Here is a 19,426-nt window from a genome sequence, read left to right on the forward strand (position 1 = left end):
AGGGAGGCCTCAGACGGCCCCCGCCGCCGCGTCCCGCTCCTGCGCCCGCAGCGCCCGCGCGAGGTCGTCACGGCACTCGGCGACCAGCCGGCGCAGCGCCGGCGGCGCGTCCGCGTGGGCGGCCAGCCAGGAGTCCGCGGCGTCGAGCGTGGCGGGCCGGTCCTGGTGGTGCGGGAAGAGCCCGCGGACCACGGCCATGCCGATCTCGATAGAGCGCCCCTTCCAGACCCGCTCGATCACCTCGAAATAGCGGTCCGCGTAGGGGGCGAGCAGCTCGCGCTGGCTCGCCTGGTCGAAGCCCGCGATGGTGGCCTCGACGAGCGCGTTGGACAGCGCGTCGGACTCCACGACCGACGCCCAGCACTGCTCCTTGACGGTCGCGGAGGGCCGCGCCGCCAGGCAGCGCACCTGGTGCCGCTTGCCGGAGGCGGTGTCGTCGCGGGCCAGCTCCGCCGCGACGGCGGCCTCGTCGGCCCGGCCGCCCGCGGCCAGGGCCTCCAGGAAGGCCCAGCGCAGCTCCTGGTCGACCTCGAGCCCGTCGATCTTCTCGGTGCCGTCGAGCAGCCCGCGCAGCACGTCCGTCCCGGCGTCCCCGGAGGCCACGGCCGCGTGGAAGCGGGCCCAGGCCAGCTGGTGGCCGCTGCCCGGGGCCGCCGCGCGCAACTCGCGCAGCGCGCCGTCGGCCAGCTCGCGCCCGCCCTGCTCGCGCCAGGCCGGCGCCGCGTAGTCGCTCAGCGCCGTACGGGCCTGCATGTGCAGCCCCTGCAGGACGCCGATGTCGGTCTCCGCGCCGGCGAAGCGCAGCACCAGGCCGAGGTAGTCCCGGGCGGGCATCAGCCCGTCGCGGGTCATGTTCCACACCGCGGACCAGGCCAGGGCGCGGGCCATGGGGTCGGTGAGCGAGCCCAGGTGCTCCCGCACCGTGGCCAGGGAGTCCTCGTCGAAGCGGATCTTGCAGTAGGTCAGGTCGTCGTCGTTGACCAGCACCAGGTCGGGACGTTCCGCCCCGGCGAGCTCGCCCACCACCGTGCGCGGGCCCGCGACGTCGGTCTCGACGCGCGCGTAGCGCTCCACGGTGCCCTGCGCGGTGCGCCGGTAGAGCCCCACCGCGACCCGGTGCGGCCGCAGTTCGGGGTGCGAGGGCGCTGCATCCTGCACCACGGCCAGCTCGGTGATCCGTCCGTCGGCGTCGTACGCCACCTGCGGGGTCAGCGAGTTGACGCCCGCGGTCTGCAGCCAGGACCGCGACCACCCGGCCATGTCGCGCCCCGAGGTCTCCGCCAGCACCGACAACAGGTCGCCCAGCTCGGTGTTGCCGTAGGCGTGGCGCTGGAAGTAGCGGCGCGCGCCCTCCAGGAAGGCGTCCCGCCCGACGTACGCCACCAGCTGCTTGAGCACGCTGGCGCCCTTGGCGTACGTGATGCCGTCGAAGTTGAGCTTGGCGTCCTCCAGGTCGCGGATGTCGGCCGTGACCGGGTGGGTGGAGGGCAGCTGGTCGGCGCGGTAGGCCCAGGCCTTGCGGCGGTTGGCGAAGGTGATCCAGCCGTCCTTGTAGCGGGTGGCCTCCACCAGTGAGAAGGCGCCCATGAAGTCGGCGAAGGACTCCTTCAGCCACAGGTCGTCCCACCACCGCATGGTGACCAGGTCGCCGAACCACATGTGCGCCATCTCGTGCAGGATGACGTTCGCCCGGGCCTCGTAGGACGCCCGGGTGACCTTGCCGCGGAAGACGTACTCCTCGCGGAAGGTGACCAGCCCCGGGTTCTCCATCGCGCCGATGTTGTACTCGGGCACAAAGGCCTGGTCGTACTTCCCGAAGGGGTACGGGTAGCCGAAGTGGTCGTGGAAGAAGTCCAGTCCCTGCTTGGTGACGGTGAAGATCTCGTCGGCGTCGAAGTGCCGGGCGAGGCCCTTGCGGCACAGCGCGCCCAGCGGGATCTCCAGCTCGGAGCCGTCCGGCAGCGCGCGCCGGTAGGTGTCGTGGACCATGTGGTAAGGCCCGGCCACGACCGCCGTGATGTACGTGGAGATCGGCCGGGTCGGCGCGAAGTGCCGCGTCTCGCCGCCGCCGGAGACCCCGGTCACCCGCTCGTTGCCGAGCACCACCCAGGACTCGGGCGCGGTGACGGAGAAGGTGAACGGCGCCTTCAGGTCGGGCTGCTCAAAGTCGGCGAAGACCCGGCGGGCGTCGGCCGGCTCGTACTGCGTGTAGAGGTAGACCTCGCCGTCCTCGGGGTCGGTGAAACGGTGCATGCCCTCGCCCGTCCGGCTGTAGGCGCACTGCGCGTCCACCACCAGGACGTTCTCGGCGGCGAGGCCGTCCAGCGCGATCCGCGTCCCGTCGAAGACCTCCGCGGGGTCGAGCTCGCGGCCGTTGAGTGTCACCGACGTCACCGAGGGGGCGAGCAGGTCGGCGAAGCTGGACGCGCCGGGCTCAGTGCAGCGGAACCTGATCGTCGTCACCGACCGGAACGTCCGCTCCTGAGGGCGCAGCGCCGACCGGAGGTCGAGGGCGACCTCGTAACCGTCCACAGCGAGCAGCCGTGCCCGCTCTCGGGCCTCGTCACGCGTGAGGTTCTCACCGGGCACGGGGTCTCCATCCTTCGCACGCCGTCGTGGGATCTGTCTTGTGGACGCCACGCATCTTCGCATGTCGGCCCTGACGGCGGCGCACGGGAATGGGGACGGCGGCGAGGGCGTTGCGCCCTGGGAAACAACGCGGCACCGCGCCATGCCCGGAGGAGAGAAACGTGACCGAGACCACAACCACCCCCACCCCGGTGGACTTCTGGTTCGACCCCGCCTGCCCCTGGGCGTGGATGACCTCCCGCTGGATGCTGGAGGTGGAGAAGGTGCGGCCCGTCGAGGTGCGCTGGCACGTGATGAGCCTCGCCGTCCTCAACGAGAACCGCGACGAGCTGCCCGAGCAGTACCGGGAGTTCCTGACCACGGCCTGGGGCCCCGTCCGCGTCTGCATCGCCGCCGAGCAGAAGTACGGCAGCAAGGTGCTCGGCCCCCTCTACACCGCGCTGGGCACCCGCATCCACAACCAGGGCCTGGGCCACAAGGACCACGACGTGATCGTCGCCGCACTGGAGGAGGCGGGCCTGCCCGCCGAGCTCGCCGACTTCGCCCGCAGCGACGCCTACGACGCGGAGCTGCGCGCCTCCCACCAGGAGGGCATCTCCAAGGTCGGCCAGGACGTCGGCACCCCGGTCATCGCCGTCCCCGGCGCCGACGGCGAGCAGATCGCCTTCTTCGGCCCGGTCGTCACCCCGGCGCCCAAGGGCGAGGCCGCGGCCCGCCTGTGGGACGGCACCCTGCTCGTCGCGTCGACCCCCGGCTTCTACGAGATCAAGCGGACCCGCGACCAGGGCCCGGTCTTCGACTGAGCCCGGCCGGCCCGGTCAGAAATGCCGGAGCAGTTCGGGAAAGGCCGCCAGCCGCAGCACCCGCTCGTCGGCCGGATCCAGCTCGGACTGCTCCAGCACCCAGGTGTTCTCGTTGGGGATGAACACCGCGCCCATCCCGGCCTCGCGTGCGGGCAGGATGTCCGACTTCGGGGAGTTCCCGATCATCCAGCTCCTGCCCGGCGCGAAGCCGTACTCCGCCAGAAGCGCGCGGTAGGTGCCCGCGGCCTTCTCCGGCACGATGTGCACCCCCCGGAAGCGGTCCGCCAGCCCGGAGGCCGCCACCTTGCGCGCCTGCTCCTCCTCGTCGCCCTTGGTGAGGAGCAGCAGCTCGTGGCGGGTGCCCAGCTCGTGCAGCGTGCCCGCCACGCCGGGCATCAGCTCCACCCGGTGCTCCACGAAGGCCACCGCCAGCTCGTCCACCCGCCGCAGCTCGTCCTGCGTGACGGGGCGTTCCCGCAGCCGCTCCAGGAGCTCGCCGAGGCTGCGCAGGAAGACCTTGCTGCCGTAGCCGTGGACGACCGCGTTCGCCGCCTCGATCTCGTTGAGCAGCGCCCTGATCTGCGTGCGGTCAAGGACGGGATGGTCCACCCAGTCCAGGAAGTCCTCTATCACCCGCTCGAAGACGACGTTGTTCTCCCACAACGTGTCGTCCGCGTCGAAGACCAGTACCTGCCCCGTCAGCCGTGCCTCGTCCATCCCGCGAGGGTAACCAGAGCCCGTGCCCGCAGGCCGCGCATTTTCCGCCGGGGTCAGACGTGCCGTGCGGCGAGCGCCGCGTCCAGCTCCGCGCGGGACGGCGGATCGGCGCCCACGCGCGTGCAGTTGAGCGCCGCGGCCGTGACGCAGCGCTCCAGCACGGAGGCGAGGCCCTCGCGCGAGGCGGGGACGCCGCCATCGGCGATCGCGTCGAGCAGCGCCGCCTGGAAGGCGTCGCCCGCCCCGATGGTGTCGACGACGCGGACCTCGGGCGCGGCCACCCGTACGAGGGTGTCCCCGGTCACCGCGAACGCGCCCTGCGCGCCCAGCGTGACGACCGCGAGCGCCGGCCCCTCGGCGAGCAGCGCCCGCGCCGCCTCCTGCGGGGCGAACCGCGGGAAGAGCCACGCCAGGTCGACGTCGCTGGCCTTGACCACGTCGGTGACGGCGGCCAGCCGCAGGCACGCCCGGCGGTAGGCGAGCCGGTCGGGCTGGACGGCCGGCCGCACGTTGAGGTCGGCGACGACGGTGCGCCCCGGTACGGCGTGCAGCTCGCGGCAGAGCTCCAGCACCCGCGCCGCACCCGGTTCCACCACCGCGGCGAGCGAACCGGTGTGCAGCACCGCGGTGTCCGCGGGCAGCGGCAGCCGCTCCGGGTCCCACGAGGCCAGGAAGTCGTACGAGGCGGAGCCGTCCCGGTCGAGGTAGGCCATCGCCAGCGTGGTGCGCCCGGCCGGGCTCGCGGCCCGCACCACCTCGACCCCGGTGGACTCCAGATGCGCCCGCACCAGTTCGCCGGGCGGGTCGTCGCCCCACGTGGTGACCAGGGTGGTCGGCCGCCCCAGCCGGTGCAGGCCGACCGCGACGTTGGCGGGGCTGCCGCCGGGCACCGGTGTGACCTGCCGCTCCCCGGAACGCCACAGCAGGTCGACGAGGACCTCGCCGACGACGCCGACGCGGGAGGGAGAGGACGGAGCGCTCATGCGGGCAGCATAGGAGGCCGCCGACCGGCCGCCGGAGCCGTGTCGCAGCCGGCCGCCGGCGGGGCTCCCGCGACGCTCCGGCGGTGATTGGAGAAACCCCACTAAGGCCCGGGTGACGAAGCTCACGCCCGGTGCGGCTTCCTTGTAGGAAGGCGACCAAGGCCGTGATCAGGCCTTTGTGATCGGCGGACGATGATCGGTGAGGGCGGGGCGGGTTAACGTCACGGTGTCCCGAACCTGACCTCACCCCGCGGAGTCACCCGATGGCCAGCGCAGTTCCCGCCGCTTCCGCCGTACGGACCCACCCGGTCCTCGCCGACCTCATCCCCGCGTCGCGGCTGCGCGACGTGGCCCTCGTGACCGGTGGCGCCGTACTGACCGGCCTGGCCGCTCAGTTGTCGGTGCCGGTCCCCGGGTCGCCGGTGCCCGTGACGGGCCAGACCTTCGCCGCGCTGCTGGTGGGCACGGCCCTCGGCGCGCGCCGCGGCTTCCTGGCGCTCGCGCTGTACGCGGTGGCCGGTGTGGCCGGGGTGCCGTGGTTCGCGGAGGGCTCGTCCGGTGCCGCGGCGCCGAGCTTCGGCTACATCCTCGGCATGGCGCTGGCGTCGGCGCTCGTGGGCGCGCTGGCCCGGCGGGGTGCCGACCGCAGCGTGTGGCGGATGGCCGGCGTCATGGTGGCCGGCAGCGCCGTGACCTACGCCGTGGGCGTCCCCTACCTGGCGCTGGCCGCGCAGCTGAACGCCGGCCAGGCCGTGGCGCTGGGCCTGACCCCGTACCTCATCGGCGACGCGCTGAAGGCCGCCCTCGCCATGGGTGCGCTGCCCGCCGCCTGGAAGCTGGCCGGCCGCCGCGGCTGACCGGACACGGCGTACGACGCACCCGGGTGGGGGCGGGGCGCAGGCCCCGCCCCCACCCGTTCCGCGTCAGTGCCGTGGCGCCGGCCCGCGCCGGGTCAGCCACAGGGCGCCGCCCAGCAGCAGGCCGGCCGTGCGGCCGGGTCCGCCGCGCCGGCCGCCTACGAGCGGGTGGGGGAGTCCTTCCGGCCCTTGTGAAGCAGTTGGCGCACCACCGCGACGGCGACGACGGCGAGGGCCGCCAGCACCGAGACGACCACCTGGTCCCGGCCGCCGCCGTCGGCGGTGTCGGTGAGCATGTAGCCGAGCACGAACACGATCATCAGGATCGTCGCCCAGGTCAGGTACGGGTACAGCCACATCCGCACCCGCAGCCGCTCCGGGGCCTCCCTCAGGATGATCTTCCGCATGCGCAGCTGGGAGAAGCAGATCACCAGCCACACGAACAGGGCGATCGCGCCGGAGGCGTTGAGCAGGAAGAGGAAGACGGTGTCGGGGTACCGGTAGTTGAAGAAGACCGCCAAGAAGCCGAAGACGACCGAGCCCAGGATCGCCGCCTGCGGCACACCGCGGCCGGTGGTGCGGGCGAAGGCCTTGGGCGCGTCACCGCGCCGGCCCAGCGGCCCAGCGCGCGGTCGGCGTAGGCGGAGAAGGAGCCGGAGGTGGGGTTGGCGGCGGCCATCTCGCCCAGCATGCGCATGACGAAGACGACCATCACGCCGACGAGGGCGTACGACACGAGGATGCCGGGTCCGGCGGCGGCGATGCCGGAGGCCGAGCCGACGAAGAGGCCTGCGCCGATCACACCGCCGATCGCGATCATCGACAGGTGGCGGTTCTTGAGCCCGGCCTTCAGGCCCGAGCCGTCCTGCTGCTCCGTCGCGGCCTCGTGGGCCGGAGCGGTGGAGCCGGCCACTGGGGTGGGGGGACGTGTACTCATGGGGTGGCATGAAACACGGCCCGGCGCGATCGGGGAACCTTTTATTCCGTTTCGTTGTCCCACCCTCAGCGCACACTCAAATTCCCCTCACGGAACACCCACGGCATGTCGCCCAGCGTGCCCGTGCGACACTCGTCCGTATGCGCGTGTACCTCGGTTCCGACCATGCCGGCTTTGAACTCAAAAACCACCTGGTGGAGTGGCTCGAGGCCAACGGGCACGAGCCCGTCGACTGCGGCCCCCACGTCTACGACGCCCAGGACGACTACCCGCCGTTCTGCCTGCGCGCCGCGGAGCGCACCGCCGCGGACCCCGGCTCCTTCGGCATCGTGATCGGCGGCTCGGGCAACGGCGAGGCCATCGCCGCCAACAAGGTCAAGGGCGTCCGGGCCGTGCTCGCGTGGAGCCAGGAGACCGCGACCCTCGGCCGCGAGCACAACGACGCCAACGTGATCAGCGTCGGCGCCCGCATGCACACCACGGACGACGCCACCAAGTTCGTCGAGGTCTTCCTCGGCACGCCCTACTCGGGCGAGCCGCGCCACACCCGCCGCATCGACATGCTCACCGCGTACGAGACCACCGGCGAGCTGCCCCCGATCCCCCCGCACCACCCGCAGGAGGGCTGATCCGGGCATGCCCGAAGGGCATACGATCCACCGCCTCGCCGCGGACCACGGGGAACGCTTCGCCGGCCGCGTGGTCCGCGCGAGCAGTCCGCAGGGCAAGTTCTCCGACGGCGCCGCCCTCCTGGACGGCACCGTGATGGAGTCCGCGGAGGCCCACGGCAAGCACCTCTTCCTGGGCTTCGGCCCGGTCGGCTGGGTCCACGTCCACCTCGGGCTGTACGGGAAGTTCGGCTTCGGCACCGGCCCGGGCGCGGCCCCCGTCGGCCAGGTCAGGCTCCGTCTGGCCACCGAGGGGCACCACGCCGACCTGCGCGGGCCGACCGCCTGCGAGCTGATCACCGGGGCCGAGAAGCAGGCGATACACGACCGGCTCGGCCCGGACCCGCTCCGGCCGGCCGACACCGGGGAGACCGCCTGGGCCCGCGTGGCGCGCAGCCGCACCAGCGTCGCCGCGCTGCTGATGGACCAGAAGGTCGTCGCCGGCGTCGGCAACGTCTACCGCGCCGAGGTCCTCTTCCGGCACGGCGTCGACCCGTACCTGGCGGGACGCGACCTGGACCGTGCGCGCTGGGACGCGATCTGGGCCGATCTGGTGGCGCTGATGCGCGAGGGCGTGCGGAACAACCGCATCGACACCGTCCGCCCCGAGCACACCCCCGAGGCCATGGGCCGTCCACCGCGCGTCGACGACCACGGCGGCGAGGTCTACGTCTACCGCCGCGCCGGGATGCCCTGCCACCTCTGCGGCACCGAGGTGCGCACCGCCTCCCTGGTGGCACGCAACCTCTTCTGGTGCCCCTCCTGCCAGCCCGCCCTGGGCTGACGCCGCCGGCCGGAGGCACCCGCGAACGGGAGCACCCCGGCCGGGGAACGCGCGCCGGGACCTCGGGCTCAGAAGCCGTGCGGCAGCCAGGGGGCGATGTCGCCGCCGAAGGCCACGGCGGCCTCCCGGAGCGCGCCCTGCCGCAGCTCCCGTACGCGGCCGGCCCGCGCCAGCGCGGTCAGCGAGACGTCACCCAGGTAGGCCGCGCCCAGCTCGCGCACCGACAGCGCAAGGTCCGCGGCGTCCGTCGTCCGTTCGCACGTGGCGCCCTTGGCGTCGCCGCCGAGCCGCCAGCGGCCCTCGTTCCAGGGGCAGAAGGGGTCGGAGACCTCCAGTACGACGTCCAGCGGGGCCGCGTAGGTACGGGCCGACAGGGCCGCGCCCACCTCGACCGGGCGCAGCAGCAGGCCCTCCCTGACGCGCACGCCGCAGCGGCGCACGTCGTCGACCAGGTGCAGGACCGGGTCGTCGGCGGGGCGGTTGCGCGCGGTGATGCGGCAGGTGAGGTCGATGCCGAACAGGTAGCGCCACAGCGCGGCATATGTGTCCGGATCCAGTGCCTCCAGGTCGCGCAGCACCACCGTTCCGTCCGGTCCGGCCGGGTTCCAGGCGGACTTCACCGCGTACCGGGTATAGCCCCGCACCTCTCCGTCGCGCTCGGCGACCACGCAGAGCAGTTTCGAGGCGCCGTCCCGGAACGCCTCCGGGTCGAGTACGCCCTTGCGCTCCCAGTTCCGCCGCCGCTCCAGCATGCCCGGCCGGGTGGGCACCAGCCGCCCGTAGACCTCCTCGCAGGCCGCCAGGGCCTTCTCGGGGTCGGCGAAGCGCAGCGTGACCGCGTCGGCGCCCGCGGGCACGGTGAGGCCGGCCCGCAGGGTGTCGACCTCCAGGCTCGTCTGGCGGGTGGCGACCTCGTAGCCGAACCGGCCGTAGATCGCCGGCTCTGACGCCGTGAGCACCGCGAGGGGCTCGCCCAGTTCGTGCACCTCGTCCAGCTGCCGCCGCATCATCGAGCTCAGCAGCCCGCGCCGGCGGTGCGTCGAGGCGACGCTGACCATGGTGACGCCCGCCGCCGGGACCACGGCGCCGCCCGGCACCGCCATGCGGAAGGAGAACGCCCCCGCGGTGCCGACGACCTCCGCGCCGTCCCAGGCCGCGATCGACCGGGAGAGCTCGGTCACCCCGCGGTCGAACTCCCGCTCCTCCGTCGGCCAGACCGCGCTGCCGAACGCGCGTTCCAGCGTGCTGAACCACTCGTCCCACTGTTCGGACTCGAGAACCCGCAACTCCACCGTCATGTGCCCTGCCTATCAGCCGCCGCGGGGGCGGGCGACCGGTTTTCGCCGGTCGTGGCGGCGAATCGGCGCACCCTGTGGGGCACCTCCGATGCGGAGAACGGGTGAGGGTGGATAGGGTCGCCGGGAAGATGGCACGACGCCCGGTAGGAGACGGATTCGGGGCCCGGTGGCGCAGGACGGTCCGCCGGGCCCGGGTCGGCCTGCGCAAATCCGCCGTGGACTACTTCCGCGGGGACGCCGCCGACTGGCTCGCACTGACCGTCCTGACGATCAGCGTGCCGCTGATCGCCTGGGGCACGGTGCTGGCGCCGCAATGGTGCCCGCCCACCACCCTGGTGCTGCCCGTCCTCGTCGGCGGCCTGCTGCTGCGCCCCTCCAGCCTCCTGCTGCTGTACGGGGCCAGCGCCGCCGCGATGGTCGTCGAGTCGGCGGTCCTCGGGCCCTACCGCGACGGCGTCGGCAGGGTGACCCCGGGCACCGTGCTCGTGGTGGCGGCGGTGGCGCTGGCCGGGCTGATCGTCGCGCAGTTCCGCGCCCGGGTCGGTGTGCCCTGGATGCGCGGCGGCACGATGCTCTTCGACCTGCGCGAGCGCATCCGGGTACAGAGCAGGCTGCCGCGGCTGCCCGAGGGCTGGCACGCCGAGATGGCGCTGCGGCCGGCCGGCGGACAGTCCTTCTCCGGCGACTTCGTGGTGGCCACCCGCACCTCGGGCGGGCGGATCCTGGAGGCCGTCCTCACCGATGTGTCGGGCAAGGGCATGGACGCCGGCTCACGCGCGCTGCTGCTGTCCGGCGCCTTCGGCGGCCTGCTGGGTTCGCTGCCTCCGCACGCCTTCCTCACCGCCGCCAACGGCTACCTGCTCCGCCAGAACTGGGACGAGGGCTTCGCCACATCCGTCCACCTGGTGCTCGACCTGGAGACCGGCGACTACGAGCTGCTCTCCGCCGGGCATCTGCCCGGCATGCAGCTCAGCGCGGGCACCGGCCGCTGGGAGGAGAAGGCGGCCGAGGGTCCGCTGCTGGGGGTGTACGACGGCGCCGAGTTCCACAGCGTGAAGGGCACCCTGCGCTCTGGCGACGTCCTGCTGCTCTTCACCGACGGCCTGGTCGAGGCGGCCGGCCGCGACCTCACCGAGGGCATCGACCGGCTCATCGGCGAGGCCGACCGGTACGTGGCGCACGGCTTCCGCGGCGCGGCCTGGCAGCTGATCGAGGCGGTCGCCAAGGACGTCAACGACGACCGCGCCCTGCTCATCGTGTGCCGGGACTGAGCGCGGGCCGGAACGCCCAGGCCATCCTCGGCTCCACGGCGAAGCGGAACATCCGCTGCACCGGCGGGGTGCACAGCGCGGTGACCACCACGACGGAGATCGCGGTGACCGCGACCTGACCCAGCGGGGTGTGGATCCACCCGTGGTCGTACCAGTGGCCGAAGCGCGAGCCCTTGGCGATGAAGCCGTGCAGCAGGTAGCCGTAGAGCGTGCCGGCGCCCAGCGCCGTGAACCACGTGCGGCGGCGCGGCACCCACGCGAGGAAGCACACCGTCAGGGCCAGGGAGCAGCAGAACAGCGCCGCCGTCATGACCGGTCCCGTCCACCAGGGGGCGCCCAGTTCCTGGGCGCTCGCGCGGTGGTAGAGCCATCCCCGGTCCATCCGCGGCACCACCCAGTAGGAGACGGCCGACGCGGCCAGGCCCACCGGGACGGACAGCACGCGCACCATGCGCCGCCGCGCGAGGCGGAAGTGCTCGGCCTTCAGGCACGTGCCGAGCACGAAGAAGGGCAGGAACTGCAGGACGCGCTGGAGTTCCAGGTCGTCACCGATGGCCGGGGAGATCGACGCGAGGGCCGCGATCACCAGGGCGACCGCGACCGGCTGCCGGACGACCCGCCAGATGGGGGCGGTGAGGCGCCAGATGAACAGGGCCGCGAGGAACCAGGTGAGGTACCAGGGGTCGAGCAGGCTGAGCGGCTGGGCCGCGGCGTCGTCCGCCCAGTTCCTGAAGAGCGAGTAGGCGGCCTCGAAGAGCAGGTACGGGACGGCGACGCCGGTGATCAGTCTCCTGACGCGGTCCGGGCGGGCGTCGAAACTCCTCGAGAAGTGGCCCGAGATGACGATGAACGCCGGCATGTGGAACGCGTACACGAGGATGTAGAGCGCGCCGGCGGCCCTGCTGTGCCCGGTGAGGGGTTCCCAGGCGTGGCCCATCGCGACCAGGACGATGGCGAGGTACTTGGCGTTGTCGAAGAACGGGTCGCGCCCGGCGGGGGCGCTGGACGCGGCGGGGGCGGAGGTCTCCGCCGGGGTGGTCGGTACGGGGCGGGGGGAGGCCCCCTTGCGCGGGGCGGGGAGAACGGAATTCCCGGTCTGGGTCCTGCCGGGGGACAGGGTGTTCGTGCGGGGGAGCTGGAACATTTCATGCACCATAGCGGGCGCCTCTGGCTGAGTAAATTTTCGGCCGTATTGGCGTTCGCCGCGCTGTCACCCGGGAATGCATGGGTCATGCTGTTGTCCGTTCCATGCTGCTATGGGTGGTCCCATAAGGGTTGAACGGGGCACATCGCCAGACGGGTTGACGACTGTGCGGGTTTTTTGATGATCCTTTGTGTGGCAAGTGGGTGTGTGGGGAAATAGTTTGAGGGAAATTCACTCGAACGTGCCGTGTAAATGCGAGATTCGCCTCGACCGAAGTGATCGGAAACGATCGCGATGTCCTGCGTCACAGGTGTGCGACCCCGGCGCGCGGGGAAGGGGTGTCCCGCGGGGTCACGGTGTCGGTGGCAGGTGGCACGATGGACGTCGCGGGGGTGCGGCTGCCGGTGGCTCTCCCCGGAACGGTGAGGCGTCAGACCGAGGATGTGATCCCCAGTGGCCATTTCCCTGTCCGTGGTCCTGTTGTTGGCGATCATCATGGTCGTCCTGATAAGAGGCAAGTCGCTCAAGGTCGGCCCGGCCATCATCGCCGCGCTCTTCGGCTTCTTCCTTGCCTCCACGGGCATGGCGCCGTCGATCAACAAGTTCCTCGACTCGCTGGCCGACACCATCAACCAGATAAACCTCTGACCGGTCTCCGGGCGCGGCGCGCGCCGGGGGCCGACCGGTCGCAGTCACCCGTCACCCGGCGCGGTGGCCGCGCCGGGTGACGGGGAGTCAGGCGACGGCCGGCGTGCGGTCCTCGGCCGTCCCGATGATGCGGCGCAGCGCGTCGGCCCGCTCCGCGGGGCTCTGCGCGGACATCAGCGCCGCCAGTACGGCGACACGGGCCTGCCCCGCGCGCAGCGTCCCGGCCAGCACACCGCCGGCCGCGGCAAGGTCGACCGCGCCGCCCCCGGTGTACATCGGGGCCACCGGCCCCGCCGCCACCCGGGTGCTCACGGCGACCAGCACGCCGGCGTCCACCGCGCGGCGCACCGCCGCCACGAAGTCGGGCGTCGCGTTGCCCGCCCCGGTGCCGACCAGCACGATGCCCTGCGCCCCCGCGCCCAGCGCGGCCTCGAAGAGCACCGGGTCGGCGTCCACGTGGTGCATCACGACGTCGACGCGCGGTGCCTTCGCGCCGGGGTCCGGAAGCGGCAGCGCCGCGGGGCGCGGCCGCGGGGCGCCCCAGGCGATCTCGCCGAACTTCACCCGGCCCAGCGGCCGTCCCGAGGGGTCCGCGAAGGCCTGGACGTCCAGGGTGTGCGCCTTGACCGTGCCGCGGGCCGCGTGCACGAAGCCGCCGAAGGCGATGACCACGCCGATGTCCCGGCCGGTCGCGGCGGTCAGCAGCGCGTCGTAGAGGTTGCCCGGCGCGTCGCCGTCCACGGAGTCCAGCGGGAGCTGGGCGCCGGTGAGGACCACTGGGCGCCGGTCGTCGTGGTGGAGGTCGAGGAGGAACGCGGACTCCTCCATGGTGTCGGTGCCGTGCGTGATCACGACGCCGTCCACGGCCGGGTCCGCCAGCACCTCGTGGACGGTCCGCAGCAGCTCCATCTGGTGGGCGGAGGTCAGCCGTGAGCTGTTCACCGTGAACAGGTCGCGGACGGTCACCTTGACGCCCTCGGGGACCGCGCCCGCCGCCAGCACCTCGTGGCCGGCGGCCTCGGCCGCGTACCCGGCCCCCTGCCACCGGCTGGCGATCGTGCCGCCGGTGCCGATCACGACGATGTGCTTCACGTTTCCCTCGCTCGTGCGTTCGCCCGATCCTCCCCGCAAGGATATGTGCTTAACCCCGGCATCGGATTGCCAATCAGCCCGCGTAGATCCGCCAGACGTGGTATCTATCGCCCTTGTGGACGCCATCGACAGAAGAATCTTGCGCGAGCTCCAGGCCGACGGCCGGCTCACCAACCAGGAGCTGGCCGCCCGGGTCGGCCTCACCCCTTCCCCGTGCCTGCGCCGGGTGCGCCAACTGGAGGAGGACGGGGTGATCCAGAGCTACCGGGCCGTCGTCGACCCGGCAGCCGTCGGCCGCGGCTTCGAGGTCTTCGCCTCCGTCGAGGTGCGGCGGGACCGCGAGTCAGTCGCCGCCTTCGAGGAGCGGGTGCAGGCCATCCCCGACATCGTCGAGGCCTACCGGCTCTACGGCGCACCCGGCTGCCTGCTGCGGATCGCGGTGGCGGACAGCGACGCCTACGAGCGCTTCTGGACGGAGAAGCTGATCGCCCTGCCCGGCGTCAGCGAGGTGAACTCGCAGATGATCATGAAGCGGATCAAGGGGCCGCAGGGCGTGCCGGTCGGCTAGGGCCGTAGAGGTGCACTGCCCGGCGAGAGCGGCGTCGGGGCCCGTCCTCGCCGTCCCGCCGCGTCGGGGCGGTCCCGTGCGTCCGGAGCCCCGGCTTCGGCCCGGCGGGCGGCTCCGCCGGCGCCGTGGCGCCCTCGACGGGTTCACCACCGCCGCCGGGCTGTCCGTGTGCCGAGGCGCTCTACCCCGGGTTCCCGGCGCCGCCCGGGACGCGTCCGAGGGCGTCCCGTACCGCTTCCTCGGAGCGGGCGACGACCGCCGTGCCGTCCTCGGCGGTGATGATCGGCCGCTGGATCAGCCGGGGGTGCGCCGCGAGCGCCCCGATCCAGCGCTCCCGCTCACCTGGCTCGCGCGGCCACTCCTTCAGGCTCAGCTCCTTCGCCTCGGCCTCCTGGGTCCGCACTACGTCCCACGGCTCCAGACCGAGCCGCTCGAGCACCGCGCGGATCTCGTCCGCGTCCGGCGGGTCCTCCAGGTAGCGGCGCACGGTGTACTGCGCGCCCTCCTCGTCCAGCAGGTGCAGCGCGGAGCGGCACTTCGAGCACGCGGGGTTGATCCAGATCTCCATGCCGCCAATGTAATGAGGCCTCAGGAGTCGTCGCGCCCGTCGTCGCGCAGCCTGCGCCAGATGCGGGTGCGGTGCAGCACGTAGACGGCGATGACCAGGACGAGTGCCTGCAGCCCCACGGCGAGCAGCCAGAAGACGTCCCTGCTCTCCAACTCGTCCGTCATGTACGTGAAGTTCATGCCGAAGAAGCCGGTCAGGAAGGTCAGCGGGAGGAAGATCGTCGAGACGATGGCCAGCCGGTTGATCACGCCGTTCTGTTCACCGGACACGAGGGAGGAGTAGCTGGCGAAGGCCCGCCGGGCCGCGTCCTGGAGCGACTCGATGCTGGCGAGCACCATCCGCGCGGCCCGCTGGTACGAGGCCGCGAGCCGTTGCCGCTCCTCGGGGAAGGTGCCGCTCATCATCCGCCGGGTGATGGTCTCGTCGGCCGCCTGCAGATAGGGCAGCAGGGCGTGGTGCAGCAGAGCCGCCCGCCGCCGCAGCCGCGCCAGCCGGTACACCTGCTGAGGGTGCCGGCTCTCGAACATCTCGTCCTCGAGGTCCTCCACCTGCAGCAACGCCTCCACGGCGGTCTTGCGGAAGGTCTCCAGGGCGTCCTCCAGCAGCAGGAACAGCGTGGCCGTGGAGTCCGCGGGCCGCTCGTGCGGCAGCCGGGTGACGAACCGCCCGACCAGGGTGTTCGGCCCGCGGTGGACGGTGACCAGGTACCGCTCGGTCACGAAGACATGGACGTGGACGACCTTGCCGGCGTCGACGACGGGCACGACGAACCGGGCGTTGTCCCCGTGGAACTCCGCCCGCGCCGTCTCGCCCGCCCTCCCCAGCCATGCCAGGTCCTCGGCCTCCAGGCCGAGTTCACGGGCGATCGACAGCTCGTCGGGCCGCCCATCGCCGGGCACCTCGACGTCCACGAGCAGGAACCGGCACGCCGCGAGCCGCTCACGCGCCTCCGACACGGCGGCACGGGCGGCGACGCCCTCCGGCATCGACACCACCGTAACGATCATCGTTCCTCACCGTGGATCACCGGCACACCTCCCAGCCTGCGCAGACTCCGGCGTCCACGCATGCGGAGGCGCCCGGCCCGGAGGGTTCGCGGGCCCCGGTGGGCCCCCTCCCATGGAGCCGCCGGCCGCTGCCGACCGGCCCCGGCCCCCGCGGCACCCTCACGTTCGCCGACTGGCTCAAGCAGCAGAGCCCGGCGGCGTGACGAACGGGGCCCGCATCCCTCCGGGCCCCCTGCGGGTGTGCCGCGACGGCCGGTCCCGCGCACGGCGCCCGGCGCGGTCAGGGCCGGCGGCGATTTCGGGCCTCCCGTTCGGGTGACGGACCCGAAGCGTCAACCCGGCGTGCCCGCCGACGGCGTTGACCCCGGCGAGCGCCCGTTCGGGCTGACGAGGCCTCCGATGGGGTGAGCCGACGGACCCGCGGTGGCCGGGTGGCGCCGGGCGGTCCACGGGGCGAACGGAGAGTCCCAGGCCGGGGGAGTCGCTCCCCGGCCTGTGGCGTAACCCCCGGTGGGGCGTTCCGCCGCCTCCGACGGGGTGGGTCGACCGGCCCGCGCCGGCAGGACGCCGTCTGGACCGCGGCACGATCCGTGCACACCGTTCGGGTCGCCGGGCGTGTCCTCGGCGGACAGAGGGGCACCACCGCGCGCCGGAACGGCATCACCCGGTGCCGTCGTCGCCGTGATCGTGAGGGCCGGGCGGTACGGACCGCGGAGGCCGGCGCACGCGGCCGACCGGTCCGTTCGGGGTAAACAAAGGCCCAGGTCCGGGGAGTCACTCCCCTGACCTGGGCCTTTACCTGCAGAGCGGGCGACGGGAATCGAACCCGCGTAGCCAGTTTGGAAGACTGGGGCTCTACCATTGAGCTACGCCCGCAACGGCCAGTCAGTCTGGCACATCAGATCGTAGCCGATCGACCCGGCTCCCACGCACGCCGTATGTGGCCGTCAGGGTGTGCGGAGGCATGTACTCTACGTGTCGCACCGACGGGGTGTGGCGCAGCTTGGTAGCGCGTCCGCTTTGGGAGCGGAAGGTCGTCGGTTCGAATCCGGCCACCCCGACCAGTGCTCGGCCGCCCTGTGCCGAGCAGGCCCGGCCGCAGGATTGTGGTACCGGTAGGATGGGTCGTCGGCCACGCGGTACGCGGAAATGCCAGGTCGAACACCAGCCGCCCCGCACGATCGCCGAGCGGCCGCCCATCAACGTAAAGCCCCCAAGGAGACCCAACCGTGAAGAGCGCCGTCGAGACTCTGAACCCGACCCGGGTTCGACTCACTGTCGAGGTGCCCTTCGAGGAGCTCAAGCCCAGCCTCGACGCGGCGTACAAGAAGATCAACCAGCAGGTCACGGTGCCGGGCTTCCGTAAGGGCAAGATCCCCGCGCGCGTCATCGACCAGCGGTTCGGCCGTGGCGCGGTCCTCGAAGAGGCCATCAACGACGCCCTGCCGAAGTTCTACACGGAGGCGGTCAACGAGGGCGAGCTCAACGTCCTCGGCCAGCCCGAGGTGGACATCACCGAGTTCAACGACGGCCAGGAGCTGAAGTTCACCGCCGAGGTGGACATCCGTCCGGTCATCGAGATCCCGGACTACTCCGGCATCGAGGTCACCGTGGACGCCATCGAGGTGTCCGACGAGGACGTCGACAAGGCCCTGGAGCAGCTGCGCGAGCGCTTCGCCTCCACCACCGTCGTGGAGCGCGCCGCCGCCGACGGCGACGTCGTCGTCGTCGACCTGGAGGCCTCGGTCGAGGGCGAGGTGCTGGAGGACGGCGTCGCCAGTGGCGTCACCTACACCATCGGCTCCGGCCAGCTGCTCGACGGCATCGACGAGGCCGTCATCGGCCTGGAGGCCGGCGGTTCGGCCACCTTCACCTCCGAGCTCAAGGGCGGCTCCGCCGCCGGCAAGGAGGCCCAGGTCAAGGTGGACGTCACCACCGTCCAGGCCCGTGAGCTGCCCGAGCTGGACGACGACTTCGCCCAGCTGGCGAGCGAGTTCGACACCCTCGAGGAGCTCCGCGCCGACGCCGTGAAGCGCCAGGAGCGCATCCAGCAGTACGACCAGGCCACCCAGGCCCAGGAGAAGGTGCTGGACGCCCTCCTGGAACTGGTCGAGATCCCGCTGCCGGAGAAGCTGCTCAAGGACGAGATCGAGACCCGGGTCCACAACCTGGAGCACCACCAGTTCCCGGCCGCCGGCCTGACGTGGGAGTCGTTCCTCGAGAACGAGGGCAAGACCCGCGAGGAGTACGACGAGGAGATCGAGGGCCAGGCGAAGAAGGGCATCAAGACCCAGTTCGTCCTGGACGAGCTCGTCTCCACCGAGAAGCTCTCCGTCAACCAGGAGGAGCTCACCGAGCACCTCATGCGCCGTGCCGCCTCCTCGGGCATGAGCCCCGACCAGTTCGCGCAGGCGGTCGTCGAGGGCGGCCAGGTGCCGCTGCTCGTCGGCGAGGTCGCCCGCGGCAAGGCGCTGGCCCTGGTCGTCGAGGCCGCCACGGTCAAGGACACCAACGGCGAGGTCGTCGACCTGGAGGACGAGGAGGACGAGACCGGCGAGACGGTCCAGGCCACCTCCGAGGACGCGGACGCCGAGACCGCCAAGGGTGAGGGCTCCGAGGCCTGATCCTCGCCCCCGTAGCGACATCCGACGGGCCCGGACGACCAGTGCGTCCGGGCCCGTTCTGCTCCTTTTCGCTCTCCGCTTACACCCTCCCTGCGCTGACAGCGAACAGTTCCGCGTGGGGGATTGCCGGGCCCCACCTGCGCGTTAGGGTCCGTAAGTACGAGGGCCCGTGCCCTACGAGAAGACCCTGTGACGGCGTCCGCGCCGTCCGACAACGAGCAGGTGGATACGTGACGACTCCGATGCCTTCCGCCGCCGGCGAGCCGACCATCGGTGGCCTCGGCGACCAGGTCTACAACCGGCTGCTCGGCGAGCGGATCATCTTCCTCGGCCAGCCGGTGGACGACGACATCGCCAACAAGATCACCGCGCAGCTGCTCCTCCTTGCCGCCGAGCCGGACAAGGACATCTACCTCTACATCAACAGCCCCGGCGGCTCCGTGACGGCCGGCATGGCGATCTACGACACCATGCAGTTCATCAAGAACGACGTCGTCACCATCGCCATGGGTCTGGCGGCCTCCATGGGCCAGTTCCTGCTGACCGCCGGTACCCCCGGCAAGCGCTTCGCGCTGCCGAACACCGACATCCTGATGCACCAGCCGTCCGCCGGCCTGGCCGGCTCGGCCTCCGACATCAAGATCCACGCCGAGCAGCTTCTCCGTACGAAGAAGCGGATGGCCGAGCTCATCGCCGAGCACTCGGGCCAGAGCGTCGAGGCGATCACCCGCGACTCCGACCGCGACCGCTGGTTCTCCGCCGACGCGGCCAAGGAGTACGGCCTGATCGACGACGTCATCACGCACGCCGTGAACGTGCCGGGCGGCGGCGGCACCGGGGCCTGACCGGGCCTGACGCCCGCGCAGCC

17 protein-coding genes, 2 tRNA genes and 1 pseudogene are annotated in these 19,426 nt (G+C 72.2%); 10 read left to right on the plus strand and 10 right to left on the minus strand.

Translation table 11 applies throughout. The features are described from left to right. Positions 1–9: 9 nt before the first annotated feature. The gene (gene pepN / locus B085_RS0100280) at positions 10–2,589 is read right to left on the minus strand and encodes an aminopeptidase N (protein WP_018556549.1); all 2,580 of its coding nucleotides are present in this window, start codon (positions 2,587–2,589) and stop codon (positions 10–12) included. A 161-nt stretch (positions 2,590–2,750) separates the two neighbouring features. On the opposite strand from pepN, the gene B085_RS0100285 reads away from it, so the two are divergent. Further along, a complete protein-coding gene (locus B085_RS0100285) occupies positions 2,751–3,392 on the plus strand; it encodes a DsbA family protein (RefSeq protein ID WP_018556550.1) in 642 nt (213 codons plus the stop codon). A 15-nt stretch (positions 3,393–3,407) separates the two neighbouring features. On the opposite strand, the gene B085_RS0100290 is transcribed toward B085_RS0100285, so the two are convergent. After that, positions 3,408–4,109, minus strand: a complete 702-nt coding sequence (locus B085_RS0100290) for an HAD family hydrolase (RefSeq protein WP_018556551.1) — start codon at positions 4,107–4,109, stop codon at positions 3,408–3,410. Between the two features lie 53 nt (positions 4,110–4,162). Then, positions 4,163–5,092: a carbohydrate kinase family protein gene (locus B085_RS0100295; RefSeq protein WP_018556552.1), complete on the minus strand. Its 930-nt coding sequence runs from the start codon at positions 5,090–5,092 to the stop codon at positions 4,163–4,165. 263 nt (positions 5,093–5,355) lie between these two features. Between B085_RS0100295 and B085_RS0100300 the strand changes: the two genes are divergently transcribed. Continuing rightward, complete coding sequence (locus B085_RS0100300) at positions 5,356–5,949, plus strand: biotin transporter BioY (RefSeq protein WP_018556553.1); 594 nt, start codon at positions 5,356–5,358, stop codon at positions 5,947–5,949. Positions 5,950–6,107: 158 nt separating this feature from the next. Here B085_RS0100300 and B085_RS46165 read toward each other — a convergent pair. Then, positions 6,108–6,886, minus strand: a pseudogene (locus B085_RS46165) (hypothetical protein). Positions 6,887–7,026: 140 nt separating this feature from the next. On the opposite strand from B085_RS46165, the gene B085_RS0100310 reads away from it, so the two are divergent. Then, positions 7,027–7,515, plus strand: coding sequence for a ribose-5-phosphate isomerase (locus tag B085_RS0100310; protein ID WP_018556555.1), 489 nt, complete (start codon positions 7,027–7,029; stop codon positions 7,513–7,515). Positions 7,516–7,522: 7 nt separating this feature from the next. Then, positions 7,523–8,338, plus strand: coding sequence for an Fpg/Nei family DNA glycosylase (locus B085_RS0100315; protein WP_018556556.1), 816 nt, complete (start codon positions 7,523–7,525; stop codon positions 8,336–8,338). A 68-nt stretch (positions 8,339–8,406) separates the two neighbouring features. Here the strand turns inward: B085_RS0100315 and B085_RS0100320 are convergent, their stop codons facing one another. Further along, positions 8,407–9,636, minus strand: a complete 1,230-nt coding sequence (locus B085_RS0100320) for a GNAT family N-acetyltransferase (RefSeq protein ID WP_018556557.1) — start codon at positions 9,634–9,636, stop codon at positions 8,407–8,409. A gap of 128 nt (positions 9,637–9,764) precedes the next feature. On the opposite strand from B085_RS0100320, the gene B085_RS0100325 reads away from it, so the two are divergent. Then, positions 9,765–10,907, plus strand: coding sequence for a PP2C family protein-serine/threonine phosphatase (locus B085_RS0100325; protein ID WP_026250530.1), 1,143 nt, complete (start codon positions 9,765–9,767; stop codon positions 10,905–10,907). Here B085_RS0100325 and B085_RS0100330 read toward each other — a convergent pair. After that, positions 10,888–12,051, minus strand: coding sequence for an acyltransferase family protein (locus B085_RS0100330; RefSeq protein WP_018556559.1), 1,164 nt, complete (start codon positions 12,049–12,051; stop codon positions 10,888–10,890). The genes B085_RS0100325 and B085_RS0100330 overlap by 20 nt on opposite strands. A gap of 453 nt (positions 12,052–12,504) precedes the next feature. On the opposite strand from B085_RS0100330, the gene B085_RS0100335 reads away from it, so the two are divergent. After that, positions 12,505–12,699 carry a hypothetical protein gene (locus B085_RS0100335; RefSeq protein WP_018556560.1) on the plus strand — a complete coding sequence of 65 codons (195 nt, stop codon included), beginning with the start codon at positions 12,505–12,507 and terminating at the stop codon, positions 12,697–12,699. An 87-nt stretch (positions 12,700–12,786) separates the two neighbouring features. Here the strand turns inward: B085_RS0100335 and B085_RS0100340 are convergent, their stop codons facing one another. Next, positions 12,787–13,791, minus strand: a complete 1,005-nt coding sequence (locus B085_RS0100340) for an asparaginase (RefSeq protein ID WP_018556561.1) — start codon at positions 13,789–13,791, stop codon at positions 12,787–12,789. 115 nt (positions 13,792–13,906) lie between these two features. Between B085_RS0100340 and B085_RS0100345 the strand changes: the two genes are divergently transcribed. Then, positions 13,907–14,359: an Lrp/AsnC family transcriptional regulator gene (locus tag B085_RS0100345; RefSeq protein ID WP_018556562.1), complete on the plus strand. Its 453-nt coding sequence runs from the start codon at positions 13,907–13,909 to the stop codon at positions 14,357–14,359. A 181-nt stretch (positions 14,360–14,540) separates the two neighbouring features. On the opposite strand, the gene B085_RS0100350 is transcribed toward B085_RS0100345, so the two are convergent. From B085_RS0100350 to B085_RS0100360, 3 genes are all read right to left on the minus strand, one after another. Next, positions 14,541–14,927, minus strand: coding sequence for an arsenate reductase family protein (locus B085_RS0100350; protein WP_018556563.1), 387 nt, complete (start codon positions 14,925–14,927; stop codon positions 14,541–14,543). A 20-nt stretch (positions 14,928–14,947) separates the two neighbouring features. Next, positions 14,948–15,934, minus strand: a complete 987-nt coding sequence (locus B085_RS0100355) for a CorA family divalent cation transporter (RefSeq protein WP_018556564.1) — start codon at positions 15,932–15,934, stop codon at positions 14,948–14,950. A gap of 805 nt (positions 15,935–16,739) precedes the next feature. Next, positions 16,740–16,810, minus strand: a tRNA-Gly gene (locus B085_RS0100360). Between the two features lie 111 nt (positions 16,811–16,921). Between B085_RS0100360 and B085_RS0100365 the strand changes: the two genes are divergently transcribed. The 3 genes from B085_RS0100365 to B085_RS0100375 all read left to right on the plus strand — a co-directional run bounded on the left by B085_RS0100365 (position 16,922) and on the right by B085_RS0100375 (position 19,403). Beyond that, positions 16,922–16,998 (plus strand) — tRNA-Pro (locus B085_RS0100365). Between the two features lie 165 nt (positions 16,999–17,163). Then, positions 17,164–18,558 (plus strand): trigger factor, encoded by a 1,395-nt coding sequence (tig, locus tag B085_RS0100370; protein ID WP_018556565.1) that lies wholly within the window; start codon positions 17,164–17,166, stop codon positions 18,556–18,558. Between the two features lie 242 nt (positions 18,559–18,800). Beyond that, positions 18,801–19,403 carry an ATP-dependent Clp protease proteolytic subunit gene (locus tag B085_RS0100375; protein ID WP_018556566.1) on the plus strand — a complete coding sequence of 201 codons (603 nt, stop codon included), beginning with the start codon at positions 18,801–18,803 and terminating at the stop codon, positions 19,401–19,403. The last annotated feature ends 23 nt before the right edge of the window (positions 19,404–19,426 follow it).

It is taken from the genome of Streptomyces sp. BoleA5, from assembly GCF_000373665.1.
GTDB lineage: Bacteria > Actinomycetota > Actinomycetes > Streptomycetales > Streptomycetaceae > Actinacidiphila.